General features: G+C 69.3%; 16 protein-coding genes. 1 reads left to right on the top strand and 15 read right to left on the bottom strand.

Features of this window, described 5'->3' with window-relative positions; translation table 11 throughout:
* Nucleotides 1-104 precede the first annotated feature (104 nt).
* The 14 genes from QCD68_RS02795 to QCD68_RS02730 form a co-directional block, all read right to left on the bottom strand.
* Entirely contained in the window at nt 105-932 is an 828-nt protein-coding gene (locus QCD68_RS02795; protein WP_301221929.1) for a PP2C family protein-serine/threonine phosphatase, read from the bottom strand.
* Between the two features lie 779 nt (nt 933-1,711).
* On the bottom strand, nt 1,712-2,332 hold the full coding sequence (locus QCD68_RS02790; RefSeq protein WP_301221928.1) for a hypothetical protein: 621 nt from the start codon (nt 2,330-2,332) through the stop codon (nt 1,712-1,714).
* Nucleotides 2,333-2,427: 95 nt separating this feature from the next.
* Nucleotides 2,428-3,189, bottom strand: a complete 762-nt coding sequence (locus tag QCD68_RS02785) for a YaaA family protein (RefSeq protein ID WP_301221940.1) — start codon at nt 3,187-3,189, stop codon at nt 2,428-2,430.
* Between the two features lie 5 nt (nt 3,190-3,194).
* Nucleotides 3,195-3,458, bottom strand: a complete 264-nt coding sequence (locus QCD68_RS02780) for a F0F1 ATP synthase subunit epsilon (RefSeq protein WP_110902146.1) — start codon at nt 3,456-3,458, stop codon at nt 3,195-3,197.
* 1 nt (nt 3,459) lies between these two features.
* Nucleotides 3,460-4,914 carry a F0F1 ATP synthase subunit beta gene (gene atpD / locus QCD68_RS02775; RefSeq protein WP_111073617.1) on the bottom strand — a complete coding sequence of 485 codons (1,455 nt, stop codon included), beginning with the start codon at nt 4,912-4,914 and terminating at the stop codon, nt 3,460-3,462.
* Between the two features lie 46 nt (nt 4,915-4,960).
* Entirely contained in the window at nt 4,961-5,863 is a 903-nt protein-coding gene (locus tag QCD68_RS02770; protein ID WP_111043790.1) for a F0F1 ATP synthase subunit gamma, read from the bottom strand.
* On the bottom strand, nt 5,864-7,492 hold the full coding sequence (gene atpA / locus QCD68_RS02765; RefSeq protein ID WP_111073618.1) for a F0F1 ATP synthase subunit alpha: 1,629 nt from the start codon (nt 7,490-7,492) through the stop codon (nt 5,864-5,866).
* 106 nt (nt 7,493-7,598) lie between these two features.
* A complete protein-coding gene (locus QCD68_RS02760; protein WP_111073619.1) occupies nt 7,599-8,393 on the bottom strand; it encodes a F0F1 ATP synthase subunit delta in 795 nt (264 codons plus the stop codon).
* A gap of 2 nt (nt 8,394-8,395) precedes the next feature.
* Nucleotides 8,396-8,959, bottom strand: a complete 564-nt coding sequence (locus QCD68_RS02755) for a F0F1 ATP synthase subunit B (RefSeq protein WP_221850327.1) — start codon at nt 8,957-8,959, stop codon at nt 8,396-8,398.
* A gap of 9 nt (nt 8,960-8,968) precedes the next feature.
* Nucleotides 8,969-9,205, bottom strand: coding sequence for an ATP synthase F0 subunit C (gene atpE / locus QCD68_RS02750; protein WP_027465781.1), 237 nt, complete (start codon nt 9,203-9,205; stop codon nt 8,969-8,971).
* Nucleotides 9,206-9,266: 61 nt separating this feature from the next.
* A complete protein-coding gene (gene atpB / locus QCD68_RS02745; protein WP_221850328.1) occupies nt 9,267-10,127 on the bottom strand; it encodes a F0F1 ATP synthase subunit A in 861 nt (286 codons plus the stop codon).
* A gap of 104 nt (nt 10,128-10,231) precedes the next feature.
* Nucleotides 10,232-10,711, bottom strand: a complete 480-nt coding sequence (locus QCD68_RS02740; protein ID WP_301221927.1) for a hypothetical protein — start codon at nt 10,709-10,711, stop codon at nt 10,232-10,234.
* The gene (locus QCD68_RS02735; RefSeq protein WP_301221926.1) at nt 10,708-11,961 is read right to left on the bottom strand and encodes an MraY family glycosyltransferase; all 1,254 of its coding nucleotides are present in this window, start codon (nt 11,959-11,961) and stop codon (nt 10,708-10,710) included. The genes QCD68_RS02740 and QCD68_RS02735 overlap by 4 nt, the downstream gene beginning before the upstream one ends.
* Nucleotides 11,958-12,632 carry an L-threonylcarbamoyladenylate synthase gene (locus QCD68_RS02730; RefSeq protein ID WP_111073721.1) on the bottom strand — a complete coding sequence of 225 codons (675 nt, stop codon included), beginning with the start codon at nt 12,630-12,632 and terminating at the stop codon, nt 11,958-11,960. Before QCD68_RS02730 ends, QCD68_RS02735 begins: the two co-directional genes overlap by 4 nt.
* Nucleotides 12,633-12,658: 26 nt before the next feature.
* On the opposite strand from QCD68_RS02730, the gene QCD68_RS02725 reads away from it, so the two are divergent.
* Entirely contained in the window at nt 12,659-13,327 is a 669-nt protein-coding gene (locus QCD68_RS02725) for an HAD family hydrolase (RefSeq protein WP_301221925.1), read from the top strand.
* 31 nt (nt 13,328-13,358) lie between these two features.
* Here the strand turns inward: QCD68_RS02725 and prmC are convergent, their stop codons facing one another.
* Complete coding sequence (gene prmC, locus QCD68_RS02720; protein ID WP_301221924.1) at nt 13,359-14,231, bottom strand: peptide chain release factor N(5)-glutamine methyltransferase; 873 nt, start codon at nt 14,229-14,231, stop codon at nt 13,359-13,361.

Raw genomic sequence — 14,231 nt, 5'->3', positions numbered from 1 at the left:
GGACGTTCCTTCCCGGCTGAGTGGGTCACGGTACCTCGGTGGGGATGTCCCGGGCCTGGTGGTCCGGATCGGTGCGCTTCGGTGCGCTTCGCCTGCCGCCGAGGTCAGCGACGCGGCAGCGTGTCCTCGATGTCGTCCGACACTGCCGGGGCCGCGTCGACCTGCAGCACGACGACCGTGACGTTGTCGCGACCGCCGGCGATGACGGCGTCGCCGACCAGGCGTTCCGCGAGCTCCTGCGGGTTGTCGACCTTCGCAGCGATGCGGGAGATGCCGACGTCGCCGATCTCCTTCGTCAGCCCGTCGGAGCAGACGACGTACCGGTCACCGGTGCGGAGGGGGATGGTCCACCAGTCCGGCTCCGGCGGCTCACCGAACCCCACGGCGCGGGTGATGACGTTGCTGTCGGGGTGGGACTCGGCGTCCTCGGCCCGCAGGACGCCGGCGTCCACCATCTCCTGGACGACGGAGTGGTCGATCGTCAGGCGCTTCAGCGGAGCGCCCGCGTCGCTGCGGTAGGTACGCGAGTCGCCGACGTTGAACACGAGCGCCGAGGGCTGCCCCTGCGACGCGACGAGCGCGACGCCGGTGACCGTCGTGCCGGCACCGATCGCGTTGCCGCCCGCCGCCTTCTCGATGTCGGCGGTCGCGAGCAGCAGCGCGCGCTGGATGGTCTGGCGCGAGGCGAACGGCTCCGTCGTGGAGTCGCCGAGCCGACGGACGACGGCGTCCGACGCCCGGTCCCCCGCCAGGTGCCCGCCCATGCCGTCCGCCACCACGAAGTACGGGGCATCGACGATGTAGCTGTCCTCGTTGTGGTCCCGGCGACGCCCGACGTCGGTCGCGGCCCCCCAGGACAGGGTCAGCGTCGCACCGTTGCCGTCAGGCAGGTCGATGGCGTGGGAGGAGGCAGCACGGCCGAGTTCGGTCACGGTTCAGGGTCGCTCTCTGGGGGTTCGGGACGGACCGGGTGTGGGAGGTGGTACGGGCAGCGGTCCGGACGACTCGCGGCCGCCGGGAGGGACGGACCGCAGGTACGGCGACAGCACCTCGATGGTGGCACCGTCCCCGATGTCGACAACCGTACCGGTCAGCACGACCATCGAGGCACCCGCGGGCATCCGGTGCGGCGGTGCTCCCGGAGCGCGGACGACCGTGCCGTTCGTGGCGCGGAGGTCGTCGACGACCGCGGTCGATCCGGCAGCGTGGAACAGGACGTGGGACGACGAGACCACTCCCCTTGGCGAGGGCACGGTCACGAGCTGCGGGGCGGGGCCCTGGACGACACGCGGGGGTCCGGGTCGGCGACCGACCACCACCGGACGGTCGAGGCGGTACACCCGCCCACCGATGCGCACCGACGGCACCGGCACGGGGACGTCGACCCCGTGATCGCGGCTCGGGCTGGTGCTCGGCCCGCGGCCAGAACCGGAACCAGGACCAGGACCAGGACCAGGACCAGCCGGCAGAGCAGGGGTAGGTGACGACGCAGGGGGTGACGACGCAGGAGGTGTCGACGCGGGGGGTGACGACACAGGGCTTCGGTGTCGCCCGGGGCGCAGGACCGTGTCGTCGAGAGGATCCGCGTCGGCGTCGCCCGGGTGCCGGAGCGACGCGCGCAGCACGGTGTCGTCGAGCTGGTCCTCGTCGTCCTGCACGTGCGGCTCCTTCCGTCGGCACCACAACCGTAGACGATGCGGTGCACCCGGTCTCATCCACGCCACGCCGCCCGGACGCCGAGGGTGCAGCTCCGGAGCACCAGTCGTGCGAGCGGGTCCTGGCTCCGGAGATCCAGGGCGTACCGCGCTCGCGTCGCCGCGCGTGCCTCTGCGTGGACCGCCCACGCGCACCAGGCCCCGAGCCCGAGCGCGCCGGCGACGCCGACCACCGACTGACCGGAACCCCGGTCCTGCGTCCAGAGGCGCCAGGCGTCCACGCACCGGTCCCCCGCTCGACGCACGCGTTCACGGTCCGGTTCCGGTCCGGCGCCGACGAGGGCCGGAGGCGTGGGCTCGGTGAACGGGTCGTGCCCGGTGATGCCGATCGGCTCGTCCGCCTGGGGATCGGCGAGGAAGGCGAGCAGCGCCAGCCTGGTCGACAGTGCCGCGCAGGCCGTCGTCAGCGCGATGCCGGCGGCAGCCGTCAGCGGTCCCGGCGCCACGAGCGCCCGGGCGCCACTCGGCAGGGTGACCGCCGCAGCGATCTCGTGGCTGTACCGGACGAAGGTCGTGTCGCTCGTCGTGCCGGTCGTCGTGGCATTCGCCGTGCCGGTCGCCGTGCCGTTCATCGTGGTCGCAGTGGTCGCTGTGGTCGTCGTGTCCGTGGTTCGCATGCCGACGATCCTGACGCGGGGCGAGCCTCCAGGACGGCCGCGACGACGACCCGTGGACGATCGCACATCGCGACCGCCCTGTGGAGGGAGAGCCGTCAGACCGTGACGGGCTCGAGACTCTCGGCGACCAGGTCCCAGCCGCCGTCCACCGGCTCGACGATCACCCCGTGCACCGCAGCCCACTCGCTGAGCTCGACCATCGTCGAGACCGCGGCACCGGTCCGACCGAGCAGCGACACCAGCCGCCCCTTGGCGGTCTTGTTCCAGTGGTTGAGTGCCTTCCGACGACCGTCGCCGGCGACGCTCACCACCCGCAGGGGAATGGCGTCCGGCACCGGGCCGAGCGCGCGGTACCCATCGGAGCGGAGGTCGAGCACCAACCCCGGCGGACGGGTCGACAACGCCTTCGCGGCCGGAGCCGGCCAGAGCGACGCGAGTCGCAGCCCGGGCAGTCGCGAGTCGTGCGACAGCCGGTAGGCGGGGACCAGGTCGCCCGCGCCGACCGGACCGAACATCGCGGACTGCACCACGACGTGGTCGTCCCACCAGGAACGGGTCGCGGGGTCCGCGGCCAGCGCGTCCAACGGGTCGTAGAGCACGCCCGTGTACCGCTCGATCGCCGGCATCGTCGGACTGGTCTCGAGGACCAGGTTGCGGAGTCGTTCGGCGATCGACTTCGGCCCGAGCTTCAACGCCGTCCGGGCAGAGGACTCCTCGGAACTGACGGAGCGGGCCGAGGTGATCACCGCGGCCCGCTCTGTGGCCAGTTCCGGGAACGAGAGTGCACCCAGGTCGAGGGTGCGCTCCGTGTCCCCACCCTCCCGCTTCGTCTCGGACGGCGGGAGGAGGACGGTCAGTCCGGTCAGGACGCCAGCGCGGCCTGCCGCGCCACGATCGTGACCGTGTCGTGCTCGACGGAGAGGAAGCCGTCCTCAGCGTCGACCGCGACGGTGGAGCCGTCGGCCCGCGTGATGCGGACCTGACCCTGAGCGAGGATCGCGAGCATCGGCTCGTGCCCCGCGAGGATGCCGATCTGGCCCTCCGTCGTGCGTGCGACGACCATGGTGGTGTCGCCCGACCAGACCTCGCGGTCAGCCGAGACGACGCTCACGGTGAGACCCGCCATGTCAGCGGTTCTCCTTCTGGATCTGAGCCCACTTCTCTTCCACGTCGTTGATGCCACCGACGTTGAAGAACGCCTGCGTCGCGACGTGGTCGAACTCGCCGTCGGCGATGGCGCGGAAGGACTCGATGGTGTCCTTGAGGGGCACCGTGGAGCCCTCGACACCGGTGAACTTCTTCGCCATGTAGGTGTTCTGGGACAGGAACTGCTGGATGCGACGAGCGCGCTCCACCGTGATCTTGTCCTCTTCGGAGAGCTCGTCGACACCGAGGATGGCGATGATCTCCTGCAGTTCCTTGTTCTTCTGGAGGATCTGCTTGACGCGCGTGGCCGTCTCGTAGTGGTCGGCGCCCAGGTACCGGGGGTCCATGATCCGCGACGTGGAGGTCAGCGGGTCGATGGCCGGGTACAGCCCCTGGGACGCGATCTCGCGGGAGAGCTCGGTCGTGGCGTCGAGGTGCGCGAACGTGGTCGCCGGAGCCGGGTCGGTGTAGTCGTCGGCCGGCACGTAGATCGCCTGCAGCGAGGTGATCGAGTGACCACGCGTCGAGGTGATGCGCTCCTGGAGCACACCCATCTCGTCGGCGAGGTTCGGCTGGTACCCCACGGCGGACGGCATGCGACCGAGCAGCGTGGAGACCTCAGAACCGGCCTGCGTGAAGCGGAAGATGTTGTCGATGAAGAGCAGGACGTCCTGCTTCTGCACGTCACGGAAGTACTCCGCCATCGTCAGCGCCGACAGGGCCACGCGGAGACGCGTCCCCGGCGGCTCGTCCATCTGGCCGAACACGAGGGCCGTCTTGTCGAAGACCCCCGCCTCTTCCATCTCACCGATGAGGTCGTTGCCCTCACGGGTGCGCTCACCGACACCGGCGAACACCGACACACCGCCGTGGTCCTGCGCGACGCGCTGGATCATCTCCTGGATGAGGACGGTCTTGCCGACGCCCGCACCACCGAAGAGGCCGATCTTGCCACCCTGCACGTACGGGGTGAGGAGGTCGATCGACTTGATGCCGGTCTCGAACATCGAGGTCTTGGACTCGAGCTGGTCGAAGGCCGGGGCCTTGCGGTGGATCGGCCAGCGCTCGGTGATCTCGATCTTCTCGTCGGAGTTGAGCACGTTGCCGAGGACGTCGAAGACCTTGCCCTTGGTGACGTCGCCGACGGGGACCGAGATCGGGGCGCCCGAGTCACGGACTTCCTGACCACGGACGAGGCCGTCGGTCGGCTTCAGGGAGATGGCACGGACGAGGTCGTCGCCGAGGTGCTGGGCGACCTCGAGGCCGATCTCCTGCGACGAGTCACCGATGGTGATCGTCGTGAACAGGAGGTTGTACATCTCCGGGATCGCGTCATGCGGGAACTCGATGTCGACGACGGGACCCGTGACACGGGCGATCCGGCCGACACCGGGCGCCGACGACGTCTCGACCGCGGTGGTTGCGGTGTCGGTCATGGCTGGTGCCTTCCTGGGGTGGGTGTCTGTCCGCGCACGCGGCGGACTACTTCTTCTTCGACGAGAGGGCGTCGGCGCCGCCGACGATCTCGGAGATCTGCTGCGTGATCTCAGCCTGTCGCGCGTTGTTGGCGAGACGGGTGAAGTCACGGATCAGGGAGTCGGCGTTGTCGCTCGCCGCCTTCATGGCCTTCTGACGGGCGGCGTGCTCGGAAGCAGCCGACTGCAGCATGGCGTTGAAGATGCGGCTCTCGATGTAGACCGGCAGCAGCGAGTCGAGCACTGCATCGGCGTCCGGCTCGAACTCGTACAGCGGCAGCGGCTCGTCGCCCTGGGGCTCGTCCACTCCGTCCACGACCTCGAGCGGCAGCAGGCGGACGACCTGCGGCTCCTGCGTGGCGAGGCTGAGGAACCGGTTGAAGACGATGTGGATCTCGTCCACGCCACCCTCTGCCGTGTCCTGCAGGAACTTCGCCACGACGGCGTCGCCGATCTCCTTGGCGGTCGAGAACTCCGGCTGGTCGGTGTTGCCGACCCACTGCTGCTCCGACGCACGCTCACGGAACGTGAAGTACCCGACGGACTTGCGCCCCACCAGGTAGTACACGATGTCCTTGCCCTCGCTGCGGAGCAGGGAGGCGAGCTCCTCGCCCTGCTTGAGGACGTTGGTGCTGAACGCGCCGTTGAGACCGCGGTCCGAGGTGAACAGCACCACGGCCGCGCGGGTCGACGTCGCCGGCTCGGTGGTCAGCACGTGGTCGACGTTCGAGAACGTCGCCACGGCCGACACGGCCCGGGTCACCGCACGGGAGTACGGACCGGACGCGGCCATGCGGGCTTGCGCCTTCTGGATCCGCGACGCCGAGATCAGCTCCATGGCGCGCGTGACCTTCTTCGTGGTCTTCGCGGACTTGATCCGCTGACGATAGACCCGGACCTGCGCTGCCATCTAGCGACGACCCTTGACGATCTGCTCCTGGTCGACGTCCTCGGAGTCCGCGGCGTCGAACTGCTCCGAGCCGAGCGTCTTGCCGTCGCTCGTCTGGAAGCTCTTCGTGAACTCGTCGATCTCCTTGGACATCGCGGCGACGGTGTCGTCGCTGAGCTGGTTCGTCTCGCGGAGGGTCGTGAGCACGTCGGAGTTGCGACGCAGGTGGTCGAGCAGCTCGGACTCGAAGCGCAGCACGTCCGGCACGGGGACCGTGTCGAGCTTGCCGTTGGTACCGGCCCAGATCGAGACGACCTGCTCCTCCACCGGGTACGGCGAGTACTGCGGCTGCTTGAGCAGCTCCGTCAGACGCGCACCACGGTCGAGCTGACGACGCGACGCCTGGTCGAGGTCGGACGCGAACATCGCGAACGCCTCGAGCGAGCGGTACTGCGCCAGTTCGAGCTTCAGCGTGCCGGAGACCTTCTTGATCGACTTCACCTGGGCGTCACCACCGACGCGGGACACCGAGATGCCCACGTCGACGGCCGGACGCTGGTTCGCGTTGAAGAGGTCGGACTGCAGGAAGATCTGGCCGTCGGTGATCGAGATCACGTTGGTCGGGATGTACGCCGAGACGTCGTTCGCCTTGGTCTCGATGATCGGGAGGCCCGTCATCGATCCGGCGCCGAGCTCGTCGGACAACTTCGCGCAACGCTCCAGCAGACGGGAGTGCAGGTAGAAGACGTCACCCGGGTAGGCCTCGCGTCCCGGCGGACGACGCAGGAGGAGCGACACCGCACGGTAGGCCTCGGCCTGCTTCGACAGGTCGTCGAAGATGATCAGGACGTGCTTGCCCTGGTACATCCAGTGCTGGCCGATGGCCGAACCGGTGTACGGGGCGAGGTACTTGAAGCCGGCCGGGTCGGAGGCGGGGGCCGCGACAATGGTCGTGTACTCCATCGCACCGGCGTCCTCGAGCGCGCCCTTGACGGAGGCGATCGTGGAGCCCTTCTGACCGATGGCGACGTAGATGCAGCGGACCTGCTTGTTCTCGTCGCCCGACTCCCAGTTGGCCTTCTGGTTGATGATCGTGTCGATCGCGATGGCCGTCTTGCCGGTCTGGCGGTCGCCGATGATCAGCTGACGCTGGCCGCGGCCGACGGGGATCATCGCGTCGATCGCCTTGATGCCGGTCTGCATCGGCTCGTGGACCGACTTGCGGGACATGACGCCCGGTGCCTGCAGCTCGAGGGCGCGACGGCCCTCGGCTGCGATCTCACCGAGACCGTCGATCGGGGCGCCGAGCGGGTCGACGACCCGGCCGAGGAAGGCGTCGCCGACCGGGGCCGAGAGGACCTCGCCCGTCCGGGTGACTTCCTGGCCCTCTTCGACGCCGGAGAACTCGCCGAGCACGATGGCACCGATCGAGTCCTCGTCGAGGTTCTGGGCGAGGCCGAGCGTGCCGTCCGCGAAGCGGATCAGCTCGTTGGCCATGACGCCGGGGAGGCCTTCGACGTGGGCGATGCCGTCACCGGCGTCGGTGACGTGCCCGACCTCGGCCGTGGAGGCCTTCGTCGGCTCGTAGTTCGAGACGAAGTCCTTCAGGGCATCACGGATCTCATCGGGGCTGATGGTGATGTCTGCCATGGGATTTTCCTTGTTGGTTTCCGGGGCCCTTCGGCTCCGAGAGGGTGATGCTGCCGGGCGGGGCAGTTCCCGTTGTGGACTTGGAGGGACGAGTCCGACCGTACGCTCAGCCGGCGAGCTGCAGACGGAGGTCTGCGAGCCGCGTCGCGACGGTGCCGTCGATGACGTCGCCGCCGACCTGCACGCGGACCCCGCCGATGACCGAGGGGTCGACGACGCGGTTCACGGTGATGTCCCGTCCGTAGCGCTGCGCGATCCCGTGGGCGACACGAGCCGCCTGGTCGTCGGACAGCGGCGTCGCCGTGATGACCGTGGCGACGAGCTTGTCCGCCTGGTCTGCGACGATCCGGGAGGCGTCACGCACGATCTCGCCGATGCGGCGGCCACGGGGCTGCTGCACGAGGTTCGACACGATGGTGATCGTCTGCTGCGACACCTTGCCGGCCAGCAGGCGCTCCGCGAGGGAGCCCTTCTGGTCGGCGCTGCCGAGCTTGGTCCCGAGCGCGAGCTCGAGTCCGGCGTCCGAACGCACTGCGGTCTCGAAGGCGAACAGTTCGGCCTCGATCGAGGTCGACTGGTCGGCCGTCGCGGCCACGGCACGCACTGCTGCGTCCTCGATGCCGGCGAGCAGGTCACCCTGCGACGACCAGCGCGAGCCGGCGACGGCGGTCAGGACGGCGCGCGTGGCGTCGCTCTGTCCGGCGAAGACGCGGTCGATGAGGACCTTCTTGCCAGCGGTGTCGGCGGTCGGGTCGGCGAGCAGGTTGAGCAGCTGCGACGCCCGGGCGATCGCTCGCCCGGAGGCGAAGATCTCTGCGCCGACGCCCAGGTCGACGGCACCGCCGAGTTCGGCGAGCACCGCCCTGGTGGACGTCATCGCTTCGCGGGTGGCGCTGCGCATGCTCAGTGCTCCGTTCCGGCCGCCGTCTGGGCACCCTGCGACGACTCGAGGTCGGCGAGGAAGCGGTCGACGACGGCGGTCGCCTTGGCGTCGTCCTGGAGGGACTCGCCGATGACACCCGACGCGAGGCCGAGTGCGAGCGTGCCGACCTCGGAGCGGAGCGACTGGAGCGCGCTCTGGCGCTCTGCCTCGATCTGCGCCTGGGCGTTCGCGGTGATGCGTGCGGCGTCGGCGCTGGCCTGCTCGCGGACCTCGTTGCCGATCGCGGTGGCGTCGGCACGGGCCTGCTCACGGATGCGCGATGCCTCGGCACGTGCATCAGCCAGCTGCTTGTTGTACTCGTCGAGCGCAGCAGCGGCCTGTTCCTGGGCGGCTTCGGCCTTCTTGATGCCGCCTTCGATGGCCTCGGTGCGCTCATCGAGCATCTTCGTGATCCGCGGCGTGACGACACGCCACATCACGATGAAGATGATGACGAAGGCAACCAGCGACCACACGATGTCGTACACCGGTGGGATCAGAGGATTGTGGGTCTCCTCCGCCGCGATGATGAGTGCAGTCTGCATCGAGGGGCCTTAGTTGGTGAAGATGAAGTACGTCGCGATGCCGATGAAGGCAAGGGCCTCGGTGAAGGCGATACCGATGTACATGAGGGTGGTGAGGCGACCCTGCAGTTCGGGCTGGCGGGCCACGGACTCGATGGTCTTGCCGACGACGATGCCGACGCCGATGGCCGGGCCGATCGCAGCGAGGCCGTAGCCAACCGTCGCGATGTTGCCGTTGATCTCCGCGAGAACGGTCGTTGCGTCCACGTGTTTTCCTTTCGAGGTGCGGGTCCGACGAGTGTCGGTCCCGTAGGGGGTCAGAAGGGTGTCAGTGCTCGTCAGCCAGCGCGAGCTGGATGTAGACGGCCGTCAGCAACATGAAGACGTACGCCTGGAGCAACCCGACGAGGACTTCGAAGAAGCTGAAGGCGATGCCGAACGCGAGCGTCCCGACACCGAACAACTTGAAGAGGCTCTCCGCGTCGAAGAAGAAGAACCACGTCGCCGAGAAGAACAGGACGAGGAGCAGGTGCCCCACGACCATGTTCATCAGCAGTCGCAGCGTCAGCGTGATCGGACGGAGCACGAAGGTGGAGACGAGCTCGATCGGCGTCACGATGATGTACAGCGGCCACGGCACCCCGGGCGGGAAGAGCGAGTTCCGGAGGAACGTGCCCGGGTGCTTGCGCAGGCCGGCGTAGATGAACGCGATGTAGGCGACGATCGCCAGGATCATCGGCATCGCGATGCGGCTGGTTCCGGCGATGTTCATGAACGGGACCAGGCCCGTGAGGTTCATGAACAGGACGCCGAAGAAGATCGTCGCGAGGAGCGGCAGGAACCGCTTGCCGTCCTTCTCACCCAGGTTGTCGAAGGTGTTCCGACGGACGACGTCGAAGGCGTACTCGATGAATGCCTGTCCACGGTTGGGGACCAGCTTGAGCGCGCGGGTTCCGGCGAATGCGAAGACGAGGAGCACGGCCACCGCGAAGAAGCGGATGAGGACGATGCGGTCCATCTCGAACGCAGTACCGGCGAAGAAGATCGGGTCCGGGAAGAACTCGTTGATCGACGGACCATGGAACTCGGCGGCCTTGCTGCTCCCCGCCGCGACGGGGTTACCCGCAGCGATGAGGGACAGGGGAAGAGCGTGGGATAGCAGCGCTGTCTCCTGTGTCGGGGCGCGCACGCATGGCACGCGGAGGTGGACTGATGTGGAGGCTTGCCCGTCCGAGCTCATGCTCCGGCAGCGGGCTCCAGAAGCCTATCAGGTGTGTGCGGCTTCTCGGGCTCTCAGGCAGCGGGGTCGCGATCCTCAGCGTCCGTCCGGCCTCCGGGCAGTTCGACGCCGATCGGGACCCGGGCACGGGCGATCACGGTGACGTCGATCACGAGCGAACCGATGACCCCGATGATGATCGCGATCGCGAGCACCGGCGTGTTCACCCAGTCGCGGTCCTTCAACGCCACGAGCACGACGATGAACACGACGAACTTCACCAGGAAGGTCCCCATGATCGTGCCGAAGAAGGCCCCGGAGATCATCTGACCGCCCGAGAACCGGATCGCCAGCAGGACGCTGACCGCGGTGAGTCCGCAGAACACGACGCTCATCACGGCGCCGATCAGCCCACCGGTCAGTCCGGGACCGCCGGCGACGAACCACCCGACGACACCCCCGACGACGGCGAGGGCCCCGGCGAGGACGGCCCCCTGCAGCAGGATGCGCCGGAAGACCGGCCGGACGTGGTCGAGGCCGTTCGGGGTGGTCACGAGGGGTCTCCAGGGATCGGTCGGGTCGGGTGGCTGGCGTGCGGGTCGCGGACGGCCGCGGCACGGTCGAGCGGGTCGAGACTGGCGTCCACCGCTCCCCCGCGTCGCGCGGTCGACTGGGCGGCGATCTCGACGCGCTTCCGGCCGAGCGGCGCGAACGTCGCGATTGCGCAGACCGTGAACCCGACCGCGACGAAGGCCGTGACCCACCACCAGTTGACGAACAGGAAAAGCAGGCACCCGAAGGCGACCGTGGCCGTCCACGCGTAGAAGATGAGCACCGCGTGGAAGTGCGAGTGCCCCATGTCGAGCAGGCGGTGGTGCAGGTGCTTCCGGTCGGCCGAGAACGGCGACTTGCCGGCGCTGACTCGACGGACCACGGCGAGGGCGAAGTCCAGGATCGGCACGACCAGGATCGCGAACGGCAGCAGGATCGGGATGAACGCGGGCAGCAGGTCGGTCCGGGTGCGGACCGCCGCGGGGTCGATGTTGCCGGTGATCGACACCGCGCTGGTGGCCATGAGGAACCCGACGAGCAGCGCTCCGGCGTCCCCCATGAAGAGCTTGGCCGGGTGCCAGTTGAGCACCAGGAACCCCGCACAGGCGCCGACCAGCACCGCGGTCAGCAGCGACGGCAGGTTGAAGAAGAACTCGGTCTCGACGACCACGCGGTTGATGAAGAACGTGTAGAGGAAGAACACCCCGCCGGCGATGATCGCGACGCCGGCGACCAGACCGTCGAGTCCGTCGATGAAGTTCACCGCGTTCATCACCAGGACGACGGCGAGCACCGTGAAGATCAGGCTCATGTAGGACGAGCCGACGCCGAGCGTGTTGCCGATCGGCAGGGACACGATCGCGACGCCCTGCCACGCGAGGATCCCCGCCGCGATGATCTGGCCCGCGAGCTTCGTCATCCAGTCGAGGTCCCAGATGTCGTCCGCGACACCGAGCACCACGATGATCGTGGCCCCGGCCAGGACCGCCAACACGCGTCCTGGTTCGGCGAAGACCAGCCGGAAGTAGTCCTGCCCGGCGATGGCGGGGAAGAGGAACCACGCGCAGAGCAGGGAGACGATCACGCCGAGGAACATCGCGATGCCACCGAGCCGCGGCGTCGGGGTGCGGTGCACGTCCCGTTCGCGGACCTTCGGGTACCACTTGTACTTGACGCCGAGCTTCCAGACGACGCAGCTGACCAGGAAGCTCACGACCGCCGAGATGACGCCCGCGAGCAGGTAGAACTTCACCGCACGAGGTCGTCCCCGACGACCCGCCTGATCTCGTCGTCGGAGATCACGCCGTGGCGCACGATCCGGAGGCCCTCCCCCGCGGCGAGGCCGGTGGCGTCGACGATCGTGGAGCCGGTCGAGGAGGCGGTGCCCTCGTGCGCGGGGATCGCTCCCCCGTCGAGGTACACCGCGATGCTGTCGCCGAGCATCCGTTCGGCGTCGTCGATGTCCATCGCGGCCGGGTCGCCGGTCGAGTTCGCGGACGACACCGCGAGCGGTCCGACTTCCTGCAGGAGTTCGAGGGCGATGCGCGAGTCCGGCATCCGGAGCGCCACCGTGCCGCGGGTCTCGCCGAGGTCCCAGTCGAGGGACGGCTGCGCGCGGAGGATCACCGTGAGCCCACCGGGCCAGAACTCGTCGACGAGGCGCCGGACCTGCTCGGGCACCTCGCTGGCGAGGGCGTCCATGGTCGCCACGCCCGGGATGAGCACGGGCGGCGGCGACTGCCGGGTCCGGCCCTTCGCGTCGAGCAGGCGCTGCACGGCCTGCGCGCTGAACGCGTCCGCGGCGACGCCGTACACGGTGTCGGTGGGCACGACGACGAGTTCACCGCGACCGAGGGCGGCTCGGGCGAGCCGCATCCCGGTGAGGAGCCCGTCGGGGTCGGAGCAGTCGTATCGGGAAGCCATGACCTGCACGATGATAGTGCGCGAGGATGGTGCACATCGTGAACGAGACCGCTGCGCCCCCACTCCTGTTCCTCTTCGACATGGACGACGTGCTCGTCCGCTACGACTGGATGACCCGCATGGCCGGGCTCTCCGAGCTGACGGGCCACGAGTTCACCGAGCTCCGTCGCCGCTGGTGGGACACCGGCAGCGAGCAGCTCGCCGAAGCGGGACACTTCGCCGACGGCGACGCGTACCTGGCCGCCTTCCAGGAGGCGATGGGCTGCACGGTCGACGAGGCCGAGTGGGCCCGCGTCCGTGGCGCCGCGATGACCGAGCTGCCCGACCGGGTCGAGGCGGTCCGGATCGCCAAGGAGCACGGCCGCGTGGCGCTCCTCACGAACAACGGTCCGCTGGCCGGTCGGTGGCTGCACGAGTGGGTGCCGTCGCTGCCCCCGCTGTTCGGCGAGCACCTGGACACGTCGAGCAACTTCGGTGCCCGCAAGCCGGAACCGGACGTCTTCCGTCGGGTGCTCGAGCACCACGGCGTCCCGGCCGAGCGCACGTTCTTCGCCGACGACATGCCGGAGAACGTCGCGGGTGCCCGGAGTGTCGGCATCACGGCCGTCCTGGTCGAGCGCGACACGGACCTCCGTGACGCCGTCCGGACGTTCATCGCCGCCCACGAGACAGCGTCGGTCCCGACCGACGGCTGACCGCCTGCCGGGAGGCCCGCCCCCCGTCCGCCTAGCGCGTGGCGGTGGTCGTCCGGTCGCGTCCGGTGAGGTCGACGTGCGTCTCCGGCGACCGGAAGCCCCGAGCCGCGAGGACCGCACGCACCCCGGCCCCCTGCTGCTCGGCGTGCTCGACGACGAGGAGTCCGCCGGGCACGAGCAGTCGCCACGCGGTCTCGGTGAGGGCCCGCACGGCGTCGAGGCCGTCGGGTCCGCCGTAGAGCGCGAGCGCCGGGTCGTGGTCGCGGACCTCGGGGTCGATCGGCAGTGCGTCGTCGGGCACGTACGGCGGGTTCGAGACGACGACCGACACCTGTCCGTCGAGCTCCGGGAACGCGTCGGCGAGGTCGCCCTCGACGAGTCGCACCGAGCCACCGTGGGCGTCGACGTTGCGCCGGGTCCACGGCAGGGCCTCGGCGGAGCGTTCGACGGCGTACACGACGGCGTTCGGCACCTCGGTGTCCATCGCGATGGCGATCGCACCACTGCCGGTACCGAGGTCGACGGCGATCGGTTCCGGCACCGCGGTCGCCCGGAGCGCGTCGATGCCGAACTGCACGACGGACTCGGTCTCGGGACGCGGCACGAAGACGCCGGGTCCCACGGACAGGGTCAGGGCGCGGAAGTGAGCTTCACCGGTGACGTGCTGCAACGGCTCGCGGGTGACGCGCCGGGCCACCGCGTGCCGGAAGCGCTCGACGTGCTCGGCGCCGATCGCGCCTCCCGTCATCGCGCGGGCCTGCACGGCACCGCGCGAGGTGTCGGTCGCCCACGCGAGCAGCAGTTCCGCATCGACCTGCGGGGTCGGCACGCCGGCCGCGGACAACGCCGCGGCCGCCTCCCGGAGGAGACGGTCCGCGGCGTACGTCGGCTGCGGCTGGTCCAC

It is taken from the genome of Curtobacterium sp. PsM8 (assembly GCF_030433875.1).
Classification (GTDB): domain Bacteria; phylum Actinomycetota; class Actinomycetes; order Actinomycetales; family Microbacteriaceae; genus Curtobacterium.
This window is presented reverse-complemented; position numbering and strand designations above follow the sequence as displayed.